15 protein-coding genes are annotated in these 25,690 nt (G+C 39.3%); 11 read left to right on the plus strand and 4 right to left on the minus strand.

Annotated elements, in window-relative coordinates:
• The first annotated feature begins 37 nt into the window (after nucleotides 1–37).
• The gene (locus AC1DNH_RS00360; protein ID WP_477625055.1) at nucleotides 38–1,672 is read left to right on the plus strand and encodes an ABC-F family ATP-binding cassette domain-containing protein; all 1,635 of its coding nucleotides are present in this window, start codon (nucleotides 38–40) and stop codon (nucleotides 1,670–1,672) included.
• Nucleotides 1,673–2,090: 418 nt separating this feature from the next.
• On the opposite strand, the gene AC1DNH_RS00365 is transcribed toward AC1DNH_RS00360, so the two are convergent.
• Together AC1DNH_RS00365 and AC1DNH_RS00370 are read right to left on the minus strand one after the other, a co-directional pair.
• Entirely contained in the window at nucleotides 2,091–2,699 is a 609-nt protein-coding gene (locus AC1DNH_RS00365) for a hypothetical protein (protein ID WP_477607604.1), read from the minus strand.
• A gap of 142 nt (nucleotides 2,700–2,841) precedes the next feature.
• Nucleotides 2,842–3,450: a GIN domain-containing protein gene (locus AC1DNH_RS00370; protein ID WP_477607606.1), complete on the minus strand. Its 609-nt coding sequence runs from the start codon at nucleotides 3,448–3,450 to the stop codon at nucleotides 2,842–2,844.
• Nucleotides 3,451–3,779: 329 nt separating this feature from the next.
• Between AC1DNH_RS00370 and AC1DNH_RS00375 the strand changes: the two genes are divergently transcribed.
• The 10 genes from AC1DNH_RS00375 (at nucleotide 3,780) to AC1DNH_RS00420 (ending at nucleotide 23,487) form a co-directional block, all read left to right on the plus strand.
• The gene (locus tag AC1DNH_RS00375) at nucleotides 3,780–4,820 is read left to right on the plus strand and encodes an adenylate/guanylate cyclase domain-containing protein (RefSeq protein WP_477584131.1); all 1,041 of its coding nucleotides are present in this window, start codon (nucleotides 3,780–3,782) and stop codon (nucleotides 4,818–4,820) included.
• 198 nt (nucleotides 4,821–5,018) lie between these two features.
• The gene (locus AC1DNH_RS00380) at nucleotides 5,019–6,401 is read left to right on the plus strand and encodes a glycoside hydrolase family 88/105 protein (RefSeq protein ID WP_477607610.1); all 1,383 of its coding nucleotides are present in this window, start codon (nucleotides 5,019–5,021) and stop codon (nucleotides 6,399–6,401) included.
• Nucleotides 6,402–6,428: 27 nt separating this feature from the next.
• Nucleotides 6,429–7,790, plus strand: coding sequence for a hypothetical protein (locus AC1DNH_RS00385; protein ID WP_477584135.1), 1,362 nt, complete (start codon nucleotides 6,429–6,431; stop codon nucleotides 7,788–7,790).
• Nucleotides 7,791–8,227: 437 nt separating this feature from the next.
• Entirely contained in the window at nucleotides 8,228–10,453 is a 2,226-nt protein-coding gene (locus tag AC1DNH_RS00390) for a fasciclin domain-containing protein (protein ID WP_477607612.1), read from the plus strand.
• Between the two features lie 6 nt (nucleotides 10,454–10,459).
• Nucleotides 10,460–13,705, plus strand: a complete 3,246-nt coding sequence (locus AC1DNH_RS00395) for a SusC/RagA family TonB-linked outer membrane protein (protein ID WP_477607614.1) — start codon at nucleotides 10,460–10,462, stop codon at nucleotides 13,703–13,705.
• Between the two features lie 10 nt (nucleotides 13,706–13,715).
• Nucleotides 13,716–15,182: a RagB/SusD family nutrient uptake outer membrane protein gene (locus AC1DNH_RS00400; protein ID WP_477625056.1), complete on the plus strand. Its 1,467-nt coding sequence runs from the start codon at nucleotides 13,716–13,718 to the stop codon at nucleotides 15,180–15,182.
• A gap of 10 nt (nucleotides 15,183–15,192) precedes the next feature.
• Nucleotides 15,193–17,007, plus strand: a complete 1,815-nt coding sequence (locus tag AC1DNH_RS00405; RefSeq protein WP_477584616.1) for a fasciclin domain-containing protein — start codon at nucleotides 15,193–15,195, stop codon at nucleotides 17,005–17,007.
• A 32-nt stretch (nucleotides 17,008–17,039) separates the two neighbouring features.
• A complete protein-coding gene (locus AC1DNH_RS00410) occupies nucleotides 17,040–18,473 on the plus strand; it encodes a fasciclin domain-containing protein (RefSeq protein WP_477607618.1) in 1,434 nt (477 codons plus the stop codon).
• Between the two features lie 29 nt (nucleotides 18,474–18,502).
• The gene (locus AC1DNH_RS00415) at nucleotides 18,503–21,736 is read left to right on the plus strand and encodes a SusC/RagA family TonB-linked outer membrane protein (RefSeq protein WP_477625057.1); all 3,234 of its coding nucleotides are present in this window, start codon (nucleotides 18,503–18,505) and stop codon (nucleotides 21,734–21,736) included.
• 17 nt (nucleotides 21,737–21,753) lie between these two features.
• Nucleotides 21,754–23,487: a RagB/SusD family nutrient uptake outer membrane protein gene (locus AC1DNH_RS00420; RefSeq protein WP_477625058.1), complete on the plus strand. Its 1,734-nt coding sequence runs from the start codon at nucleotides 21,754–21,756 to the stop codon at nucleotides 23,485–23,487.
• Nucleotides 23,488–23,797: 310 nt separating this feature from the next.
• Here AC1DNH_RS00420 and AC1DNH_RS00425 read toward each other — a convergent pair whose 3' ends face one another.
• Both AC1DNH_RS00425 and AC1DNH_RS00430 read right to left on the minus strand, forming a co-directional pair.
• Complete coding sequence (locus AC1DNH_RS00425) at nucleotides 23,798–24,553, minus strand: oxygenase MpaB family protein (RefSeq protein ID WP_477610490.1); 756 nt, start codon at nucleotides 24,551–24,553, stop codon at nucleotides 23,798–23,800.
• Nucleotides 24,541–25,047, minus strand: a complete 507-nt coding sequence (locus AC1DNH_RS00430; RefSeq protein WP_477583168.1) for a hypothetical protein — start codon at nucleotides 25,045–25,047, stop codon at nucleotides 24,541–24,543. The genes AC1DNH_RS00425 and AC1DNH_RS00430 overlap by 13 nt, the downstream gene beginning before the upstream one ends.
• Nucleotides 25,048–25,690 lie beyond the last annotated feature (643 nt).

Consider the following 25,690-nt stretch of genomic DNA (forward strand, 5'->3'; position numbering starts at 1 on the left):
TTCCTTTATCTTTGCCGCGAATTTAATATTCCCAATCGTGATTAATGTAAATAATATCTCCGTTTCATTTGGCGGAACCACCCTTTTTAGCGATGTAACCTTTTCGATAAACGAGAACGATAAAATCGCCTTAATGGGTAAAAATGGTGCAGGCAAGTCGACCATTCTAAAAATCATTGCCGATGTAGCTAAACCTACTTCTGGTAGCGTAACAGGTCCGAAAGAAGCTGTGATTGCATATTTGCCACAACATTTGCTCACTCATGATAATGTTACTGTTTTTGAGGAGACCATGAAAGCTTTTGCCGAGGTAAACCAGATGCAAAAAGAGCTTGATGAGCTGAATGAACAACTTACTATCCGTACCGATTACGAAAGCGATGACTATATGAAGCTTATCGAGCGGGTATCTGAATTAAGTGAGCAATTTTATTCTATTGAAGAAACCAATTATGATGCAGAGGTAGAGAAAGTGTTAAAAGGTTTGGGTTTCGAGCGTAAAGACTTTACCCGCCAAACTTCTGAGTTTTCGGGTGGATGGCGTATGCGTATCGAGTTGGCCAAAATTTTATTAAAGAAACCTGATCTCATCTTACTGGATGAGCCTACCAACCACATGGATATCGAAAGTATTCAATGGTTGGAAGATTTTCTGATCAATTCGGCAAAAGCCGTGATGGTAATCTCGCACGATCGTACCTTTGTAGATAACATTACCAATCGCACCATTGAGGTAACGATGGGCAGGATATACGATTATAAGGCCAAATACACCCATTATCTTCAACTGCGTGCTGAGCGTCGTGTACACCAGTTGAAAGCTTACGAAGAACAACAACGTTTTATTGCCGACAACCAGGAATTTATCGACCGCTTTAGAGGAACCTATTCTAAAACCTTACAGGTGCAATCGCGTGTAAAAATGCTCGAGAAACTCGAAGTAATCGAAATCGATGAAGTGGATACTTCGGCATTAAGATTGAAGTTTCCTCCATCACCACGTTCAGGTCAGTATCCGGTAATGGTAGAAGAGCTTACCAAAACTTATGGCAATCATGTTGTATTTGAAAAAGCATCTATGGTGATCGAACGAGGAGAAAAAGTAGCTTTTGTCGGTAAAAACGGCGAAGGTAAATCGACAATGATTAAAGCCATTATGGGTGAGATTGATTTCGAAGGCAGTTTAAAAGTAGGGCACAATGCTAAGATTGGCTATTTTGCGCAAAATCAGGCCGCATTATTGGATGAAAACCTAACGGTATTCGAAACCATTGATCAAATTCCGTTAAGCGACGGCTCAATAAAAATCAAAGACCTTTTAGGCGCCTTTATGTTCAGTGGCGATGATACCACAAAAAAGGTTAAGGTACTTTCTGGTGGCGAGAAAACCCGTTTGGCCATGATTAAATTGTTGTTAGAACCCGTAAATGTATTGATCCTGGATGAGCCGACCAACCATTTGGATATGAAGACCAAAGATATTATTAAAGACGCGTTGAAAGATTTTGATGGTACTTTGATTTTGGTATCGCATGACCGGGATTTCTTAGATGGATTAGCACAAAAAGTGTTTGAATTTGGCAACAAACGCGTTCGTGAACACTTTGAAGATATAAAAGGATTCTTAGCTTATAAGAAAATGAATAGCCTGAAGGAAATTGAGCAAAGTTAAATAAGCACCGCGGTCGTCAGTCTGTCCAAAGGACTCCTGTGGAGAGCGTAGTCGAAGACTTCTTAAGATTGATAAATCGCAAATAAATGCCCTTCGACTACGCTACCATTGACAGACCCCAGTAGAAAAATCGTCATTGCGAGGAACGAAGATAACCGAACGAAGCGAGCTCATGAATGCCTTTAAAAACAACTGCAAAAATGAATAATCTTAATGCGCACGCTGGTAGCGATCGTTGTAAGATTGCTTCGTCGGCTGAAAAAGCCTTCTCGCAATGACGATTCTTCGAAGCCTAGTCCTCTTAAAAACTTTTCCCTTTTTTATCATTTTTAAGTAAATGGCACATTTGGAATCAATAATTTCTTCATGCGTATTTTTTAATTAAAACACTTGAACACTTTATTCAGAAATAAGATTACTATTTAGCACTAATCGAAGCTTTTAGTGGGATTTCTAAATTTTTTATAGCACCAATTGGAGCAACCTTAATTGATCTGTTTCCTTTGGATAGGTAGAAATAATAAATACTATTTGTGGCGATCAAATAAATGTCTTCAGATTCACCGTTCGAATAATTCAGCTTGCGGTCGTATTGGAGTTCGTTATTGCGGATGTGTTTTGATAAGTTTTTCCCTTGTCCAAGTCCGATTCCCAAAAACAGTGATAGGAGCCCAATGGCAAAAACAATAGTGAAAAGTTTCGAAAAATGATTTCCTACTTCCTCTTCACTAAGTGTTTCAGGATTTTTTAGGCCAGAAAGATTTTGTGCCCACTTTTTATCCCTTCGCTTTGCCAGATAGGTCGGGTAAGCATAAGCGAGGATAATAAAACCTGTCGTAACGATTAATACCGCCGGATGAGCTGTTAGTGTTGCCACCGGACTGATTAATACATCCATAATCGTGGTGTACTTTAAAATGTTTATACCAATCTGATAGTAAAAAATGCTTTCTTTTAATATCCCCATCACCACAAGGAACAGGTAACCATACGGCAATAACTTTTGTAAGTTTTCAGAGAGTTTCATTTGCTAATGATGTTATTTAGTCTAGAGGTAAACTTTGTTTTGAATGCAAAATAGAAAAAATAACTGTCTCTATTGGTTGTTTGTGTAATAAGCAAAATTATTGGGCAGAATGATTTACTTTTAAACCCCAATCTCCTACCATTTATTGAACTGAGGATGGAACAAGGGCAACAATTTCTTCTGTTGCGGTTTCTATCTGGCTAACATCTGTTTGGGTGGCAGCAAAACGATCGATAGTCAAATTTGGTGCTTTGCCCATAATCAGCGTATGGCGATTGGTATTGCCTTTGAGTTTTAATGTACTATTGTCGAGAATTTCAGTATATAAACCTTCGCTACTGGTATTGATGTCGGCAAAGGCATTCCCCTTAAGAATGATCTGGAGAAATTTAGTGCTGAGCTTTGCTTCTGTTTTTACAACAGCATTTTGATCAGCCTCAATGCGGTAGATATCGTTTACATAAATAACAAGTTTACACTTCTCTTTATCGAGGCTGGTAATGCGTAGTACCTCGCCCTGCTGGGTAACTTTCACATTTCCAGTGTTATCATCTGCAAAAGATATTCCAATTGCGGGCCGCTGTACCAACATCACTTCTACATTTCCCTTTATCACAATCCTTCTAAAGTTTTGAATCTTGTAAAGCATCGTCGTGTTTTTTTCTGTAGCCCTTAAGTTGTTTGGAAGGGCGGCCGTTAAAGTAATTACTGCTAATGCAATAACGATTAGCGTTTTAATTGAAGTTTTCATTGTGTTTTTTATTTAAATGTTAAAATTTATTAAGTTTATGATGGTGCACTATTTAAAATCAGCTTGTACCAACATTATTCAGTTTCGTGGTTAACTAAGCGGGTGCCAAAAAGCAAATGTCACCTCAATCGCTTTGTAAGGGTTGTTTTTGCTTATTATTCGTTTAGGTATGTTCATTTCCGAACAGTAGTTGTGCGGCAGCGAACAGTTTTTGTGTATTAGCAGGTAATTGCTATTTCAATTGTTTATTAGGGCACATGTAAGATTATATTCATTATTTTAGTAAAAGTTAAAGTATATTGAATCAGTCGTTTTGAATAGAAATCACGATGTCAGTAAAAATTAATCGGCAAACACAGCAGAAACTTCAGCAGTTATTGGTCATTATCCTGGCTTGGACGACAGCTGGGATGGTAATTGCCATTTTTGAGGACCTTGTGCTGCATACCCGAAATTCTTTAGGGCCAGCACCAGGCTATACCTTATTTTCTTCAATTGTACTAAATGCAGTTATTGGCTTGTTTGGGGCACTGTTAGGAGGAAGTTTGCTCGTATTTTTTGTAAATGTAAAATATAACGATAAGCCTTATGGTTATACCCTCTTAATTGTTGCCGGATCGTTTTTAGGCGTTATTTTGATTGTAAACGAGATACTGAGCCTCTATGAACTGGGCGATTCGAAAAGATTTTTAAAAAACGGATTGGTGTGGGCCTTTGTGGTTTCCATAACGCAGTTGCTGCTGCAGATAAACAGTAAGTTTGGGCAAGGTATTTTCTGGGATATTATCAGTGGAAAATACAATACACCTAAAGAAGAATCAAGGATATTTATGTTTCTCGACTTAAATTCATCAACCTCCATCGCCGAAAGCCTCGGAGATAAAAAATACCACGAATTATTAAAAGACATCTTTATCGATATTACCAATCCTATTTTAGAAAATAGGGGAGAAATATACCAATATGTAGGTGATGAAGTGGTAATTGCCTGGCGTTATGATGAAGGATTAAGAAACAATAAATGCATCAATTGTTTTTTTGATATCAAAGCGCATCTGTTACTTCTGAGGGATAAGTACATTGGAAAGTATGGTTTAATACCTGCTTTTAAAGCAGGTATTCATTGCGGAAAGATTATAGCAGGCGAAGTGGGGATTATAAAACGCGATATTACCTATTCTGGAGATGTACTGAATACCACTTCAAGAATTCAGAATATGTGCAAGGAGTTTAACCAGGAGATGCTGGTATCGATAGCGCTAATTGAAGAACTACAGTTAACAGATTGTTATACCACGCAAATGTTAGGTGCAATTAAGCTTCGCGGAAAGGAAAAAGAAATGCAGCTCGTAGCTGTACAGCCTGTTTAATACACGCCAAGTTTAGAGTTGTAAATCCTATTTAATTACATGCGCTATAATACTGTAATAATTTCTTTACGGAAGAAGCAGGACAGAGCAGGTCGCTTCTTTTTTTTAAATGTGATAGATTGGCTTGATTAACCATTTATAAACCCCTATATGTTTTGTCCCCATTTGGGAGCAATGATATAGTTTAAGCCATCTATTATGTTTGTTTTTACCAATCCGATTAAAACTTCGGGATCTAAAATATTATTCTTTTGTATTACGATATGCGCCGGTGTGCCTGCTTTTGCTCAATATGTAGAACATAAAGGGAATGATGTTACCGCGCCGCTACATCTGTTAAAACCGGCCTATGTTACACCTTATGGTGAAACAAAAATGGCAGATATTAAAGTATCGCTGGATCGCGTTTTTAACTACCTTGATAAAACCACTCCTTTCGAACTGATAGATAAGGTTTCGGGAAAAGTGATTTCGGATTTAAAAAAAGCAGATTCCAGTTCGGTATTTAAACCTGGAGACTATCGTTTAACGAGTTACGAATGGGGTGTTACTTATACTGGCATGCTGGAGGTTGCTACTGCAACAGGAGATCAAAAATTTAAAGATTATACCGTTAAGCGGGTTAGTTTTTTGGCAAATGTTGTTTCTGCATATCAAAAATATTTAAAAACAAATAAAGGGGCAGTAACACCGGTTCGTTCGGTAATAGATCCACATGCACTGGATGATGCAGGTTCTATTGCTGCTGCAATGATTAAGGCGCAGCGAACAGGAGAAGTGAAAGCCGATCTCCGCCCGGTTATTGATCATTATTTAAATTACATCATGACCAAAGAGTTCCGTTTGAAAGACGGTACATTGGCCAGGAACAGGCCGCAACCCAATACGTTATGGCTTGATGATCTCTACATGAGCCTGCCGGCAATTGCCCAGATGGGCGTACTAACTGGTGATACGAAATATTTTGACGAAGCGGTGAAACAATACAGATTGTTTGCCGAACGGATGTTTAATCCAGAAAAAGGATTGTATATGCATGGTTGGGTCCAGGATATGGATCCTCATCCGCAGTTTCATTGGGCGAGGGCAAATGGCTGGGCACTTATGACCAAAATAGAACTGCTGGATGCCTTGCCTGTAAACCATCCAGGTAGATCCTATATCTTGCAAATGTTAAAAGCACATGTAAAAGGTTTGGCAGCTTTACAGGATGGAACAGGTTTTTGGCATCAGCTTTTGGATCGTAACGATTCTTATTTGGAAACATCAGCTACCGCTATTTATAGTTATTGCATTGCCCGCGCAGTAAACAAAGGCTGGCTTGATGCCAAAGCTTATGGTCCTATGGCGCTGTTGGCCTGGAATGCCGTGAGTACTAAAATAAATGCAAACGGTCAGGTAGAAGGTACATGTGTGGGTACGGGCATGGGTTTCGATCCTGCGTTTTACTATTACAGGCCTGTAAATGTTTTTGCTGCACATAGCTATGGTCCGGTGCTTTTAGCAGGAGCAGAAACTTATCGTTTGTTACAAGAGCATCCTTTCGTAATAAACGATAGTTCGGTACAGATGTATAAATAATCAACACCGCATTTAACCAAAATAAAGATGAAATATATACCCTGTTCATTTATTATTGCCGTTTTTACCTGCATTTTAGTATTTAACCATCACGCTGGCTACGCACAGATAGGTAAACGTTTTCCTTCGGAAAGAAAAGTTGTTAAAGATCCCGTTACGGGTGTTGTACTTACTTTTTTAACCAGTAGGCCCGCAGGAGATTCGAAAATTTATCAGACACATAACCAATGGACTGCTGATGGACGATGGCTGATATTCCGATCGGGCAGGGTTAAAGGAGAAGCAATGGCGGTAAATGAGCAGACGGGAGATCTTGTTCAGGTTACCGAAGGTGGCTATACCGGAATGTTGAATGTGGCCAGAAAATCGATGAAACTATATTTTATGCGGAATATTGATTCGGGCAAACGCATAGGAGGCGCAGTAAAAATTATAGAGGTGGATCTGGCTAAGGTATTTGCAGATAGTAAATCTGGTAAAATGAAACCTGTATCAACTTATGAGCGTGTTTGTGGAACCACCCCCGAAGAAATTGGTGCTGGTGGCGATATGGCGCTTGATGGCGACGAAAACTGGGCCTATTTCAGGGTGGGTAAAGAAGAAGCGGCTAAACATCTTGCAGCAGGAATTAAACTGGAACCAAACTTTGGGCCGCGGAAAATGGGCGCTGGCCCATCGGGTATAGCAGGGATGAATATCCATACCGGCGAAATCAAATATGTAATTTCGGTTCCTTTTCAGATAGGGCATATACAGACCAATCCTTGGCTTGCCGGCGAAATTGTTTTTTGCTGGGAAACCGGAGGTAAATCCCCACAGCGAACCTGGACCGTATTGGCTGATGGAACAGGCTTACGGCCACTATATCCAGAAGCCGATTATGAATGGGTTACCCATGAAGCCATAATTTCGCGTGATGAGGTAGCCATGGCCATTATGGGGCACAGGCCTATACCTGGAACCGGTGCTGTATCTGCCCCCCAAACTGAAGTGAACGGTGCCAATCCCGGGCAAGAAAATGCCTGGGGACCATCAGGCACCCGCGAAAAACCTACCGGGCTGGCCATTGTAAATTTAAGAACAAGGGAAATGAGAATTGAAGGACAAACGCCAACGGGCAGCGGGCTTTGGCATGTAAGCGGTTCTCCAGACGGAAAGTGGGCCGTAGGCGACGATTTTTCGAGAAGCATTTATCTGATTAATAGGAAAACACATGAAATGAAACTGCTCTCGGCAGGGCATAAGCAAACAGCGGCAGATCATCCGCATCCTACCATGAGCCCTGATGGTAAAAAAATCGAAATCCAGTCAGCGATGTTATCTGAAGACAACCGATCCATGAATATCTGTGTGATTGCTATCCCGGAAGGATGGATGAATATCAAATAACTTTAAACTAAACAACATTACATGCTACTGCGAATTGCAGGATAGTCCTCATATTTTGTATTATTTGTTGTACTGTTAATGTTTTTTTTGATCATTAACGCTGTTGTTTAATTTTTTTTAAAGGCATTAAGGCTTGCTTAAAACGATTTAGGTATGCTGAAGATCGATATTATCTTTTTATGATAATATTTTATAGTAAGAAGACAGGATAGTACAGGATGGGAATTTTGTTCTGCCTTTATATATTTAAGAAATAATTCACTAACCAAATAACTTTTTAACCAACTATTTAATTAACGAACGTTAATACGATTCTATGCAGTAAAAATCTACTCACCCTTTAAGTCAGTTTTTGCATTTTTTAATTTCTAATTGATTTAGATCCATAGCTTTTTATTGCCCAGTATTTTAATGGCCGTTTATCCAATGAAATTGCTATGAGTAAAATTTTACAGAAATTTTTAATCGTTAATTTGGCGGTTATATTCATTCTCAGCGCTTGCCGGAAAAAAGAATTTGATGAGTTCTATGGCCGTCCTGAAACATTAGCCGATCCGATTTATCAACAACTTCAGGCCAAAGGGAATTTTACCAGATTTTTAGATTGTATAGATAAATCGGGCTATAAAGAAACCTTAAGCAAAGCAGGTTCGTGGACGGTTTTTGCACCAACAGATGCGGCTTTTGCCACTTACATGTCCGAAAACAACTTAACCGAGATAAATGCAACGCTGGCTTCGGCAATTGTACGTTATTCAATGACCTATGATGGAGAGAAAGTAGAACGTTTAAGCGATAATTTAACGGCAAAAGGTTTCGTTAAAAATGTTGGTTTTAGGCGACGTACCGTTTATTACGATTTTGTTTACGATGGCGTAGACAATGATGGTAAAGCGATAAAGGTAATTGCGGGTAACCGAAACGGAACTTATTTACCAACCGACTTTAACAATAAAAACCTACCCTATTTTCTTGCCCCCTTCATCTCTTTTGCAGGCATTAGTGCTTTAGATTATAATTATTTTTATCCCAATACCGAGTATACCGGAAAAAATGTTGGCCCTGGAAAAATTATCGAACAAGATATTGTAGCCGAAAATGGCGTAATCCACATCGTAGATAAAGTGCTTACCCCGCCACAAAGTATTGATCAGTATATTGACACTAAATCACAGTATGGTGCTTTCAAATCCCTTTTGGATAAATATGTAAGCTATAATGTGAATACTGATATTACCCATCGTTATCAGGTGTTAACGGGTAAAAGTGATAATGTTTACGTTAAAAACTATAGCATATTGCTTGGTTTTTCGCCTAATAACGAAAATTACCTGAAAGATGATGCCAACGATGCACAGATTGGCATGTATACCATTTTTGCACCAACCGATGACGCGGTTGAGGCCTATGCAAAAGTGCTGTTAAAATATTATGCAAAAAACAGGTTGCAGCCCGGAAACTATAAAGCACAGCTGAACGAACTGTTTTCTTTAAGATCCGATATCATCAGGGATTTTATCAACTCACATTTATATAGAACTACAGTATGGCCAAGCAAGTTTAATACGGTTAACAGCTTTTTGGGCGAAGCCACTAAACTTACGCCTGCAAACGTTGTAGACAAGCAGTTTTTAAGTAATGGATTGTTTTACGGCGTAAACACTGCCCAAAATGCCAATGTATTTTCAACCGTATATGGGAAGGTAAATTTAGATCCTACCTATTACATTATGAAACAGGCGCTTGATGTATTGGGTTATGCTATTCCGATTAAAACAGCCTCTTTAAAATACATTGTTATTCCCATCCCTGATGCCACCCTGGTAAGTTTAGGATTTTCATACGATCCCTTTTATCCTTCGTCGCCAATTAGGGGCGACCTCAATATTTTAAGACGACTCTTGCAAACGCATATTATCCCACTGGGTGACCGTGCTGTACCAAATTTTGCTACAACAGCTGGTATTTTAGAAACTTCTGGTGGTGAATACATTAAGTACAACAACGGGTTTTTCTCTTCAGCTGGCACAGAAGATTTACCCGCAGTTGCCGATAAAAGTATTAAGATCGATTCGGTTGCCACAGCTGTTAATGGAGCTGATGCCTATGCTGCCAAAGTACTGATGTATACTGTACTTCCGGTAAGCAAGCATATCGAAAAATATGGTACGCTAACAACCGATCCTTATTATTCCTTCTTTCAATACCTTAAAAATAACGTTACGCTTTATACAGCTGCTACAGGCGCAATTCAAGGGGTTACCGATGGAAGCCCTTACACCGTTTTCATTCCTACAAATGCGGCTATACAAGCTGCGGTAACCGCTGGATTATTACCAAAACTAGCCAACGGAACGCCAAATTATGCGCCAACAGACGCCGGAGATATTAGCAAGGTGGCCAAATTTATCCAATACCATATTATTAAAAGCACAGTAGCAAGCGACGGACAGAAAACAGGTTCTTTTGAAAGTTTGCTTAAAAACGATTCGGGAGATGCAGCCAAGGTTACTGTATTTACCAATACCACCAATACGCTCACGCTAAGAGATGTAACCAATACTTCTGTGAATGTTTTGCTGGGTACAACCGATAGGAGCAACGTGTTATCTAACAGAACGGTGATTCACCAAATCAATTCTTATTTAAAATATCAATTCTAAACCGAGATGACTAAAAGATATAATTATAGTTTTTTTATTTTACTATGCTGTTTGTTGGTATCGTCCCTAACCTATGCACAACAAATTAACTATGTAAAGGGTAAGGTAATTGATAAAAAAGATAAGCAGCCCATTATTGGTGCATCTGTTGTAATTGTTGATAAAGACAAAAGGGTAATTAAAGGCGTTTCGACAGATATTGATGGAAACTATTCTTTACCGGTAGCAGATAAAACTTATCGGATATCGGTTTCATATATTGGTTATAGGTCTTCAGCACCTGTTAATATCGATAAAGCAGTAATCAATTTCCAGTTGGAACCTTCTGAAAATCAGATGGATGAGGTTCAGATTGTTTCGAAAGCCAAAACGAACAATGGAAGTGGAATGACGATCGATAAACGCGATCAGACTTCGGCTACGGTTACCATTGATGCCAAAGAACTCGAAGACCTCCAATCGGCATCAATCGATCAGGCTTTGCAAGGCCGCATGGCAGGGGTTGACATTACCGCCAGTACGGGTGATCCGGGCGCGCCGATGCAGATCCGTATCCGCGGTACATCTTCCATTAATGGCGCAACCGATCCGTTAATTGTATTGGATGGTATGCCTTACGATATTACCATCCCTTCTGATTTTAACTTTGCCACCTCTGATGAGAACAATTATGGTCAGTTATTAAATATTGCCCCATCTGATATTAAAGAAATTAGTGTGCTAAAAGATGCTGCGGCTACAGCCGTTTGGGGATCGAGAGCAGCAAACGGTGTATTGATCATTACCACAAAAAGAGGTTCAATTGGTCCGCCAGCTATTTCCTATAATTTTAAAGGTTCGTATTCTAAACAGCCAAGTCCGATCCCGATGTTGGATGGTAACCAATATTCATCACTCGTTTTGGAAGAATATTATAATGCGGGCCGTCAGTTTTCTACTTCAGAATTTGCAAAGCAATTTCAATATGATCCGAACGATCCTTATAATTACTATAATTACAGCAACAATACCGATTGGTTATCAGCCATTACGAGGGTAGGTTACCTTCAAGATCATAACCTGTCTATTTCGGGGGGTGGTGAAAAAGCCAGATACCGTGCTTCGGTAAATTATTTTAACCAAACAGGTACTACCATTGGCACCGATTTAAACCGTGTTTCGGCAAGGGTGAATTTAGATTATATGGTGTCGAACAAAATCAGGTTCAGTTCTGATATTTCTTATACACATATCGATCAGAACGGACTTTTTAATACCCGGGTTAGAGACGTTGCTTATACCAAAATGCCTAACCAAAGTATTTATGAGTATGATGAGTATGGAAATTTAACATCAAACTTTTTTAGTCCTGCCGCAACTGCCCAGGGCGCTTATGCCAGTACTTTTAATCCATTGGCAATGGCATCAGCAGGTAGTAACCACCAATTGGGCGAACGTATTACACCAAAATTTAGTTTACAGTACGAAATTTTACCGAGTGTGTTACGCCTGAATGGAAGTTTTATGGTAAACATTAACAACACCAAAGTAAAAACCTTCCTTCCTCAAATTGCAACAGGGCGGCCTTATACCGAATCGGTGGTCAATACTGCTTCAGATGCTGATGGCGATTCATTCACCATGAACACTAGTATGACTTTGGCTTATACCCCAAAACTGAATGATAAACATGATATTATTGGCTTTTTACGCTTCGATAGTGAAGATAGCCGCAGAACTGGTCAATACCTGTTTTCAACCAATACCGCATCATCGTATTTATCCGATCCTTCTGTTGATAGCCGTACCAATTACACAGGTTCTGCAACCTCATCTTTAGGACAAACCAGGTCAGTTGGTTTATTGGCTAACGTTCAATACAAATTTTTAGACCGTTATATCATTAATGGTAGCATTAGGGGCGATGGTAACTCCAGGTTTGGTGCTGCTAACCGATATGGTATTTTTCCTTCAGTTTCTGGCCGTTGGCGGATATCTGGAGAACCTTTTATGAAAAAGGCCAAATATGTAGATGATTTTAGTTTAAGGGCCAGCTACGGTAAAAGTGGTAACGTTCCGCGTAACGATTATTCTTACTTCAATATTTATCAGAATTACGGTTTTAGTTACCTGGATAATGCCGGTGTGTATTCTACCAATATGGAATTAACCGATTTAAGGTGGGAAACGGTTACCCAATCCAATCTCGGTATTACCTTAAACCTCTTTAAAAATTTAAATATCGACTTCGATTTATACCGTAAACGTACTACCGATCTGTTTTATCCAGGTTTACAAGTACCGAGTTATAACGGATATGGCGGTGTTGATATGAATGTGGGTACAATGGATAACCAAGGCTGGGAAGTAAACCTGAATGCTACCGTCATCAAAAAGAAAAAGATAAGACTAGATCTTGCTTTCAATATTGCACACAACGAAAACGTAATCCGCGAGGTTTCTCCGCTATACCCTCGAGAAAATAAAGGTAGGGTAACCAGCAACAATGTGTACAAAGTATTTGTGCAGGAAAATAATCCTTTCGGATCGTTTTACGGTTTCAAGTTTAAAGGTGTATATCCTGATAAAAACGCAACAGTTGCATTGGATGAGAACGGAAACCAGATTGTTGGACCGAACGGCGATAAAATTTACATGCGTTTTGCTTATCCATCTATTGATTATGTTTTCCAACCGGGCGATGCCATGTATGAAGATATTAACCACGACGGGAACATCGATTATAAAGATATTGTGTACCTGGGTAATGGTAACCCGAAACTAACAGGGGGATTTGGATCTAACCTAACCATCAACGGAAACCTTCGTTTAGGTTTTAATTTCACTTTCCGTACCGGATACGATATTATCAATGGTACTAAAATTAACACCACCAATATGTATGGTTTTAATAACCAAAGTACAGCGGTATTGCGCAGGTGGAAAAAAGAGGGCGATGTTACCGATATGCCGAGAGCCATGTACGGTACAGGTTATAACTTTTTAGGCTCCGACCGCTATATTGAAGACGGATCATTTTTAAGATTGAGCTCGGTGGTTTTAAAGTACGATTTTGGCAAAACCTTTATGAAGAGATTGGGCATGAAATCGCTTACCACCAATCTTACCGTTCAGAATATCTTAACATTTACTAAATATACTGGTCAGGACCCAGAGGTGCCGATTAAGTTAAACGGGTCGAACACAGTGATAGATAATTCTACCACGCCGCCAATTAAGACTATTACTTTCGGTTTAACTGCTAACTTTTAATTCAAAACTGATGAAAAATATTTTATATAGCACTTGTTTGGTAATGATGCTGGTGATGAGCAGCTCTTGCAACAAATGGCTCGATCTTAAACCTAGAGATGGAATTACCAGACAAGAGTTCTGGAAAACGAAAGAAGATGTTTTAGCAGCAGTTTCTGGTTGTTATACCTCATTACTGGCGCCTCCTCCGGGTATTGGTGATAAATCTTTATTGGAGTACATGTTTATGTATGGTGAGCTTAGGGCCGATATGATTGCAGGCGGGCCTAGTATTACAACAGAAGAAACGGATATTATTAATGTAAATATTACCCAGGATAATACAACAGCAAGATGGGCAGCATTTTACCGTACCATTAACTACTGCAATACGGTGCTCGATTTTGCGCCTGGCGTTAAAGCTACCGATCCCACTTTTACCGATGCAGCATTGAACGGTTATGTGGCAGAAGCGCTTACGCTAAGAAGTCTTATGTATTTTTACCTGTTGCGTACCTTTAGAGATGTACCCTTAAAATTAACCGCTACTGTAAAAGATACCGATTTACAGGATCTGCCGAAAACCAAACAGGCCGATATTTTAAAACAGATTGTTGCCGACTTAAAAAAAGCAGAGCAAGGAGCGGTTACCACTTATGGTAGCACAAGATTTGATAAGGGTAGGGTAACCAAATTTACTGTAAATGCTTTGCTGGCAGATGTGTACCTATGGATGGAAGATTATCCGAACTGTATTACCGAATGTAATAAAATCATCAGTTCGCAAAGATTTGCCCTGGTTGGTGCAGGTTCTGGCTGGTATAATAATGTGTTTTTTAAAGGTTCATCCATCGAAACCATATTTGAATTTGACCAGGCGATTGAAAACCCGTTTTATACTTTACTGGTAAATACCAGACGACGTTTTATCGGTTCCCCGTTTTTGAGTACCGAAATCTTTATTCCAGACGACGTTGATCCGGATAATAACTATGATATCAGACCTGGCTCTTATTATAATGCGGCTTTTACCATTCAAAAATACGGCACGGAAAATCCTTCTTACGTAAAATGGCAAGCATACCGTTATTCAGATATCATGATGATTAAAGCCGAAGCTTTGGCCTTAACCGGAGGTGGTGTAGAAGCTTTGGCATTAGTTGATGAACTGAGATTAAGACGTAATGCTGTAAATGCTACGAAAGTTACTGTAGACCCTTCAGAAACTGAAGCTTTGTGCGATTATATTTTGGCCGAACGTGCCAGAGAATTTGCTTTTGAAGGCAAAAGATGGTTCGATCTTTTACGCCACGCCAAACGCAATAACTATAGCCGTATTGATATTTTGTTAGATCTTGCAGCCAAAACAGTATCGCCTACGCTTCAACAATCGGCCATTACCAAATTTAGAGATCCCAATAGCCATTACTTGCCGATTTATCAAAGTGAGTTATTTACAGATCCTAATCTCGTACAAAATCCATTTTACACTAAATAGAATAAGTGATATGAAAGTGAAATTAGACATCCGCAACATTACCTATTTGGTTATACTCAGTGCATTTATAATCTTCGTGATTAATGCCTGTAAAAGAGAAAGTTTAACATTAAGTACTACTGATGATGTAAACATTACCGGATTTTTGGAGAAAAATCCAGAAAAATTTTCTTTGTTTACCCAAATCTTAGAAAGATCGGGTACAAAAGGTTATTTGGCAGCATATGGCAAATACACCATGTTTACTCCTGATAATAATGCAGTTAACGATTGGTTGAAAAGTTTAAATAAAACAGCAGTCGATCAATTATCAGCTGCAGAACTGAAAGACGTTGTTCGTTTCCACGTTTTGCCAGATACCGTTGCTACAGGCAAATTTACCGATGGGAAGCTAACCCAGATCACCCTTTATGGTCAGTATTTGCAAACTGGTGTTACTTTTAAAGATGGTGTAAGTAGTTTTATCATCAACAAACAGGCGCTCATTACACAATCTAATGTAAGGGTAGGTAACGGTATTATCCACGTTATCGATCATGTGTTAATACCATCAACCAAAACATTGGCAGCAAGTATAGAAACGAACAACAGGTATAGTATTTTTACGCAAGCCTTAAAAGAAACTGGATTTTATGATTCGTTGAATTATGTGCAATCGGCTATTCCTGATACTACCCGTCGTTTTCAAACGGTAATTCTCGAATCCGATTCTGCATTACAAGCTGCAGGTTTTAGTAATTACGCGGCCTTAAAAGCCAAACTTTCAAAAACAGGTAATCCGAAAAGCCATACTGATAGTTTGTGGATGTATGTAGCTTACCATATTTCAACAGGTGCAAGTTATACGCCTGATATTGTTTCTTCACCTTCGTTATCTACTTTGGTGCCTAGTGAAATTGTAACCACAAAATTAGTGGGAACCAAAATCTTATTAAATGACGATGAATTTAATGGGGTGATTGAGCCCGGAGTAGAAGTAAACAGAACTTTTAGTAATGTTACTACTTCGAATGGGGTTTTACACGAATCGAAAGGTTTTTACAAAATTAAACCAAGGGTACCTACGGGTGTTTTCTTCGATATAGGCGATCAGCCAGAATTAAAATTATTAGCGGCCTGGCGGGCCCCCGGACAAACCATTCAGCTTTTACAAAACGGAAAATTGATTACAGCAGGCATCAGGCTCGATGCTTACCGGTCGGGAACAATTGGCCCTGTTTATGCCGTGTCGTCAACACCAATCGGTGCATCTGATGGTCGGAGTTACGCCAACAGGGATGTAATTCAGTTTAACCCAACCACCAGTAATACTTTACGCTCTATCTGGATGGAAATCAGAACTCCTATGCTGGTTAAAGGTAAATACAAAGTGTGGATCTGTTATACCTACAATGGCTCCGGACCACTTACGCAGGTTGGGGTAGATGTGGGTACAACACAAGAGCAGTTATTGCCAAATCTGGTCGATTTTGCGCAAACATTAACCAGTTCTGGGGTACCTACTGCCAATGCAGCCTTGCCTTCTGCAGATGGATTGATGTTAACCAACGGTTTTAAACGCTATATGGCCACAACTGCCGATGTAAGTAACGGTGTAAATGGTTTACAGCCCATCTCACAGAATAATTTATGGTCGGTTATGGTCGGGAAATTGGCCGGGGTAGTAGATATTAAAACAACTGATAAACACTGGGTTAGGTTTACTACCCTGCGTGGTAATGGAAGTGGAATTATGAATATGGATATGATTCACTTTATTCCAATTGATGATGATCAGAACTATCCAAGATTTAGTCCGTCGGGCCTGATTTATAAACGCCCATAACTAATTGAGCTATAGAACTAATAATATAAATAATGACTAGAAAATATATAATATATGTTGCCCTGCTCAGTATCAGTGCAGTTTTATATTCCTGTAAAGATAACCTGGAACTTCATAACGAGCTTACCAATGTAGATAACAGTTTAGATCTTGCACAAAAGCTCGATGCCCAGTCTAACTTAAGTGTTTTTAACGGTTATGTTAAAACTACGGGTTATGATAAGGTGCTTGCAGCTGCGCAAAATTATACGGTTTGGGCACCAACCAATCAGGCTTTAGCCAGTTTAGATGCAGCAATTGTTTCTGATCCAGCAAAATTAAAAGATTTTGTTGCCAACCATATTGCACTATCTACTTTCCCATTAAACAAAGAGGGCGATACCACAAGGTTGAAACTGCTTAATAATAAGTTTGGTGTTTTTACCAGCACTAAATTTGAAGAAGGCAATGTTTCTGTTGCTGGCCAGTTCGTAAAAAATGGAGTATTGTATACCGTAGATCAGGCTGTTCCAACCAAACAGAATATTTGGGATTATATGCTCAATAGTACTGATGGTGCTTTGCAAAAAAACTACATTAATAACCTGTCGATTACCGTTATCGATACCGCAAACGCTACTGTTATTGGTTATAATGCATTGGGAAATCCAATTTTTGCCCCCAATCCACCAATGATATCCAGAAATACTTACTGGGTAAATGTAGCCGATTTGAGAGACGAAAGCCAGCAATACACTTATTTTATATTACAGGATGCTGCTTTTACAGCCGAATCGGCAAAACTTTCAACCTATTATCCAAGTGTAGATCCGAATTTGAATGCTTCCTACTTCTTGGTAAAAGATTTAACCGTTAAAGGCGTTTACCCGATTGAAAAGTTGCCAGATACACTGATTTCTTTACAAGGCGTAAAAGTGCCAGTCAATAAGGCTAATATTATCCGTTCCTACCGGGCCAGTAACGGGATGGTGCATGTTGTAAATGCACTGCCTTTCCGTTTAAAAGATAAAATACCAGAATTTAAAATCGAAGGTGAAAAACCACAATTCGTTAGTGCTGCACGTACACTTTTATACCGCACAAAACTCGATAATTTAGGGAAAACCTTTAATGATATCGAGGTTTATGACCATAAATATGCCGAATTTGGTGTGTTTTATACTAAAGCCAATTTACCTGTGGTAAAATATAAAGTTTACGCAAGGGCCATTTCTGGTTTGCCTGGCGACCCACAGGTGGCGGCATTTACACAGCGTTACTTCTTTTTTAACCCCGCCACAGTAAGTTATACTTTGTTTTATACCCATCTGGTAAATCCCTTAACCTATAACGAAACCTACTTAGGAGAATACACGCCAGCACAGTTTGGCAATTTTCAGGTGAGGTTAACCGCTGCAAACAGTACGAATGTAAATGTGAGTACACTCATATTGGATTATCTACGCTTCGAACCAGTTTTACCTTAATTATGAATCTTGCTTTCAAAAAAAATACTATGTATAATTTTACAACGATAAAAAAAGTTTGGGGCATGCTACTTTGCTTACTGGTGTTTGGCTTAGCTGCACAGGCACAGGAAGTAGATTCGATGAAAACCGAAACAGATACCACTACCGTAAAAGTAAAGGCCCGCGCAGTTAAGGGTGAAAAAATAAGGGGAGTTGTGCTCGATGGGAATACCAATAAGCCTTTAGTGGGCATTAATATCACGGTTACTGGTTTTAATGCCGCCATTACCGACGAAAAAGGAAGGTTTACTGTAGTCGTACCCGATTATAAGGCCAGCATTATTATTTCGGGTAATGGTTTCCAAACCAAGGTGCTACCGGTTTATAAAGACAAAGAAATCAGAACCAAACTTTACCCGTTATCATTTGCCTCGGTTTACAACGAGGTAGTTACGCCGATAGGTACGGTTTCTCAGGCGCGGGCAATACCCGCCATCAGTAATGTGAGTTTGCAAGGCAACTGGGCCAGTAATTCTGAAAGTGTAATGAGTTACGTTCAGGGCAGGGCAGCAGGGGTTAAAGTTACCAGGCGCTCAGGAACGCCTGGTGTAGGTGCCGATGTGCTCATCAGAGGATTTAACTCTCTGTATGCTACAAATCAGCCTTTATATGTGGTTGATGGAATGATTTTCGATGCCAATAATTACGGTACTTCGCTAATTAAAGGTCATGTTAACAACCCGCTTCAATTTATCGATGTTCGGGATATTGAAAATATCAGCATCATTAAAGATGCGGCTTTGGCAGCGACTTATGGGGTGAAAGCGGCAAATGGGGTGGTGTTAATTACCACCAACCGTGCACACGATCTGGCCACCAATATCGATTTTTCTGGTTACGCAGGTTTCAATTTCAAGCCTAAAAACTTACCTGTAATGGGGGCTTCTGATTATAGGTTATATCTTTCTGATATTTTAAAAAGTCAGGGCTTAAGCAATAGTGCCATTGCCGCAAAACCTTATATGAACGACAGTCCAACCAATCCCGATTATTTTAAATACCACAATGAAACGAATTGGCAGAATGAAGTATTAAAAAGCAGTTTCGATCAGAACTATTTTTTAAAGGTAACCGGTGGCGATAATATTGCGAAGTATGCACTTTCTGCTGCTTATGCCAGAGATCGGGGCGTAATTGATAGCACTGATAATTTAAAATACAGTACGCGCTTTAATAGTGATTTAAACCTGACTAAAAAACTGCAGGGAAGCACCAGTTTATCATTTACCTATACAGAGCAGCGTTTAAAAGACCAGGGAATTGCTCCTGTAACCAACCCACTGTTTTTAGCTTTGGTTAAATCGCCTTTTATGGCCAGAAATGAAATAAATTCGACTGGGGCAGTTTCACCAAATTTAGCGGATTACGATACCTTACAGGTGAGTAATCCAAGAGCTTTAATCGAGAAAGGACAAAATTTAAAAAAGGCTTATCGATTTTATGGAAACATCAATTTCGATTTTACTTTCAACAAAAACTTTAAACTATCTAACCTAAGTGGTGTAACTTACGATAAAACACAGGAAACGCTTTTTATTCCAAGAAAAGGGGTAACCAACGATACGCTTTCCAATTATGTAGGCGATAGCCGTTTGGGTACGCAGGTAGGAAGGTTTTTTAATGTGTTTAACGATCTGCGTTTAACTTACGATCAATCTTTCGGCTCATATAGTAAATTACATGCAATTGTAGGTACACGCTATTCGCAGAGCGAAAGCGAGCAGGACTATGCTTTGGGTTTTAACTCTGCAACAGATGAATTGATCAGCATTGGTAACAGTAATGCCGCTTTTAGAACATTTGGCGGTGATATTGGGAAATGGCGTACGCTGAACAATTACCTGTCTGCCAATTATAGCTATGCCGATAAATACCTGGTTAATTTCTCAATGGCTGTTGATGGATCTTCGCGCTTTGGTGCAAAGGCCGATCAGGGTTTCTTAAACTTCGATGATGGTTTGAGGATTAATGGAAGCCGTTATGCCGTTTTACCCGCTGTTGGTGCTGCCTGGGTAATCTCTTCAGAGAAATTTATGCGCAATTTACACCGTGTTGACCTTTTGAAATTAAGAATGAGCTATGGTTTAGTTGGAAATGATGATGTTGGGAATTATACCGCCAGAAAATATTATACCTCTCAAAATGTATTGGGCATCAGGGGTATCGTAACCGGAAATTTTGCTAACCCCAATCTACAATGGGAAACCGTACGCAAGTTTAATACTGGTATAGATGGCTCCTTTTTTAGTGAGCGTCTAAGCATCAGCTTAGATTATTGGAGAAACAGCACTAAAAATATGTTAAGCTATCAATTGCTGAGTGTTGTTACGGGTAGTGCTTCTTTTATCAACAATAATGGTGGCATGCAGACAAATGGTTTAGATTTAGCCTTAAACGGTCGGATTCTAAATGAAAAATTAAAATGGGATGCGGGTTTAACCATCGGTACATCAACCAATAAAATTACCAGTTTACCTGATGGAAATTCAGTTATAACCAGTTATGCAGGTGGTGCTTACATCAGCCAGGTTGGTCAGTCGGCCAATCAGTTTTACGGTTATAAAACCAATGGTGTTTTTGCGACCAATGCGGAGGCCGCTGCCTCAGGTTTATCTAGCCGCAACAGTTTGGGAGCACTTGTACCATTTACAGGGGGCGATGTAAAGTTTACTGATAGCAATGGCGATAAGATTATTGACGATGCCGACCGCACTGTTATTGGTAATCCTAATCCGAATTTATTTGGAAGCTTTAACAACACCTTCACTTACAAAAACTGGAGTTTAGATGCTTTAATCACTTTTGTTAGCGGTAACGACGTTTACAATTATACGAGGGCACAGCTAGAATCTGGAAGTACTTATTACAACCAAACACCAAATATTGGCAACAGGTGGAAAGGTGATGGACAAGTTACGTCGGTACCAAAAGCTACTTATGGCGATCCGGTAGGGAACGCCCGTTTTTCTGACCGCTGGATAGAAGATGGCTCTTATTTACGTTTGCGAACCATTAATGTAACCTATAATGTACCCTTAAAACTGAAAGCCATTAAGTACGCAAAAATTTATGCTACGGCTAATAACCTGTTTACTGTAACCAATTATTTAGGCTATGATCCGGAATTTAGTAACTCCGGAAGTTTATTTAGCCAGGGCGTAGATACCACCCTTGAGCCCCAGTTCAGGTCGTTTCAGCTAGGTGTTAGAGTTGGATTATAATTAAGAAAGATATACTCATGAAAATGAACTTAAATAAAAAAATTGCATCCCTTTTGCTGTTGGGTATTTTATCGGCAGGTTCGTGGTCTTGCAAAAAAATGCTTGACGTACCAACCGAAGATAAATTGGATAGTGTAAATGCTTTTAAAACAGTATCTGATGCAGATGCGGCGGTTATCGGTATTTACGGCCAATTTTTGGGCTTGGAAAAACTATACATCCTGCAGAACGAACTACGTGGAGATTTAATGGATGTTACCTCCAGATCAAGTACCGATCTGCAGGAGTTATCATCACATACCGAAACAAAAAACAATCAATATGTTGATCCAAGACCATATTATCAGGTGATTGTGAATTGTAACGATGTGCTCAAAAACTTTAAAATGATGGTCGATGATCGCCGGATGAGTGTTGATGATTACAACAAACGCTATTCAGATATTGCCACGTTAAGGAGCTGGATTTATCTGCATTTAGGTATTCAATATGGTAGTGTACCATATATTACCGATGCGATAGAAACGGTAGATGATTTGAAAAACCTGGCCAATTACCCAAAAACACCGTTTGATCAGCTCTTGGATAAATTAATTGCCTTTAACGAGAGCCTGCCATATAAGGAAGCTTATGCTTATCCAACAGGAACATCCTTACTGGTTACCATTGATGCCAATAGTACCCAAAAATTGTTTGCTTCCAAAGCCTTTCTGTTAGGCGATCTTTACTTATGGAAAGGCAATTATATTAAAGCAGCCGAAAATTATGCCAAGCTGATGAACGCCGAAAATGGCAATGCGAATGATAATTTTAGGTTTAACTTTTACAAAATCAATAACTCTGGTGATGTGGCTTATGCTAATTTAGCTGTTCTGTTTAGCAGAAGCGGGCAAGATGCCAGTAGTTTGATAAACAGTTTAGATGCAGGCTGGCGTGCTATTTTTGCCTTGCCAACCACCTCGAGCCCATGGAGCACCGAGTGGTTATGGGCCATGCCTTATAATACCGCCTTTAAACCTGTAAACCCAATGATTGATTTGTGTTCGCCGCTTAAAAGCTATCAGATAAAACCTTCGCAGGCTATAAAAGACTTGTGGAATAGCCAGGTTACCACTAGTGGTGTTCCTTTCGATCCGAGGAGCAAATTATCGTTCAATGCTTCGGCCATGGGCGAAGAAATCACCAAATTAACCGATAACGGTGGGAAATGGGGCATTTATCGTGCGTCACTATTACACCTGCGTTTTTCGGAAGCTGCCAATAGAGATGGGCAGACCAAGTTAGGCTGGGCATTGTTAAACACGGGGATCAGAAATACTTATTATGTAGGTACGTTTACAGCTGGCGCCCAGGCACCAGTTTCGGTAGCCGAGTTAAATACCATGATAACGCCTTATCCACAAACTTCACCATATTATTTCGATGCCAGAAAAAATAACGATGTTTCGGGTACCTGGTACCGTAACTGTGGCATTAGAGGTAGGGCAGTAGTAAACGCTATTGATATAAGTTACCAAACGGATATGATAGGCTTAGAAGGCAAATTAATTGATGAAGCCGCATTGGAACTTGCTTTTGAAGGTAACCGCTGGCCTGATTTGGTCCGTATTGCCCGCAGACAGAACAACCCGGCCTTTTTAGCAGATCGCATTTACCAAAAGCTGTTAAAAGCAGGCAACCCTAATGCAAGCCTTGCCAGACAAAAATTAATGGATCCAGCCAACTGGTATTTACCGTTTGATTGGAAATAGAAGGTTGTAATAAAGCTGTGTTGTACCTGAGGGTAATTTATGGTACAAAAATCAATATTAATTACAGGTGAGTTTAAGAGATTAAATCTCCTCAGATTATCGTCATTGCGAGAAGGCTTTTCCAGCCGACGAAGCAATCTTACAACGATCGCTACCAGCGTGCGCATTAAGATTGCTTCGTTCCTCGCAATGACGACCTTTTTATGGAAGCCTGTCGAAAGACTAGATTAAATAACCTTGGCAGAGCGTTTCGACGAGCTCAATGTGACATACGAATCGAAATTAAATTTATGATACAGCTTTATTATGCTTAAAAAGCTTCGAGGCTCAAAATCTGTGTCTTGTACGCTGCAGGAAGAATTAAGTTTCTTAACGGTTTGTTCACCTTCAGTTTCCTGCTTATTTTGTATAAAGTAAGTATTGATTTAATGGGTTTTCCTTCCCCCAGTTTAAGCAATTCATTCACTTTAAGTGGGACGATGAGTGCTTGTATTTTTCGCATTAATAAATACCTCAGCGCACCCAGGTGTTTTTTGTACTGATCATAAAGATCATGAGAAAAGCAGCTATAAATTAAATTTTCCTGTAACTGTTGTTCATGCATCATCTGCCAGGCCGCAAAATTACCAGGAAGTCCATTTATTTTCATGCGGCATCCAACTTGATAGAAAGTAGTAAATATTTCCTCCTTTTCTGTTAAAGTGAGTTTTCTTTCCAGTACGTCGAAAGCACGGATTGAATAGTCAATCAGCATAAATAATACATCTCTATAGGCCCAATCTGGAATTTTAGCATTTCTTCCAGCTTCAACATGCTGATGGATCATGGTAATCTGATCTATCGCTGCATTAGCTTCAGTTAAAGTGGAAAACACGATTTTTTGCGCATAGGCAACAGTAGAAAACAATCTTCCCAGCGGATCTTTAGGTAGTTTGCCTGTAAAATACAACCAATCAACAGCTTTATTCAGGCTAAATTCTGCTGCGGCGCCGGCAAAAATAAAAAGCACAACATCTGTGTTGCCCCATATTTTCCTTACGATAGAATGTTTATCTACAAAGTCCATAATCCATAATGCTCTTCTAATATTTCAATTTTTTTGATGTTGATGCGGCATAGTATCAGCGGGATAACGCCGATGATGCCAAAAGAACAGTCTATCATTTGCCAGAATACTGGAATGTGGCGGATGTTTCCGGCAATTAAGGCCAATGGAATAATCGAGATACAACAGATGATACCAAATTCGATTACCCATTTGTTTTTGATAGGATCTTTTAATGGGCCGATAAAAAGCACGGCCAGCATGATATGTGCAAAAGCCAGCCAATCGGTGCCATAACTTAAAAATGAATAACGTAAGTTGGTAGCTTTAAGGGCCTGATAAACCGCTTCAATCCAGTTTTGAAGACAACTTGGTAAAATTGTACTGTGTTTCACCAGATAAGCCATTTCAGTTTCTAACGGAAAAGCGGTTAATCCGCTTATTGTCAATCCGGCAATGATTGTACAGACGTATATTTTGGAATGTAGCCTTAATTTTTTCTCTTCCGTATTCATAGCTTGCTGGTTAAATAGTGGTGAGCTGCAAGTGATAGTAAGCCTGCTGATAATACAATAAAATCCAAGGACGAAACTTTATGCTAAAGTATTGCAGAGCTAGTAAGCCTGATGGGTTAAATTGCGTCATATTTCTATGTTTTGTAAAGTGCTTTGTATTTCAAAGTAAAAGCTAAAAACTGAATATTCCAAAAAAATATTGATGATTTTTGCGAGTGGATATTTTCGGCTCTTGTTTTGGGCTTAGAAATTGGAGATCCGCCAGGCTTAAAAATGCGAAAAGGGCGATTATTTACCTTGGCTTTGCATCGAATTATAGTATAATTTAAAAAGCAAAAGAGCCAGCATCGCGCTGGCGCTCTTGTTATCATTAACTAAACTAAATCAACGCACTGCTGTTAGCGGTTGTTTCATTCGTTAAACAAATATCTGTCGCATTGACAATTAAAACGAAGGTGGCTGATAAATACGGAAAATGTCCTGTTGAATAGGCTTTTTCGGAATTTAATTCTGTTGGTAGTTTTAATTATACTTTTCGCCAAAATTTTGTTCTTTTTTTGTGTTCCGCTTAAGGGTTTAACGGAGAGTATTTATATATTTGGGTATTCATTATAAACTAAGCCTAGAAAAGAAATAAATAGAC

Source organism: Pedobacter sp. 01N310 (assembly GCF_056399805.1).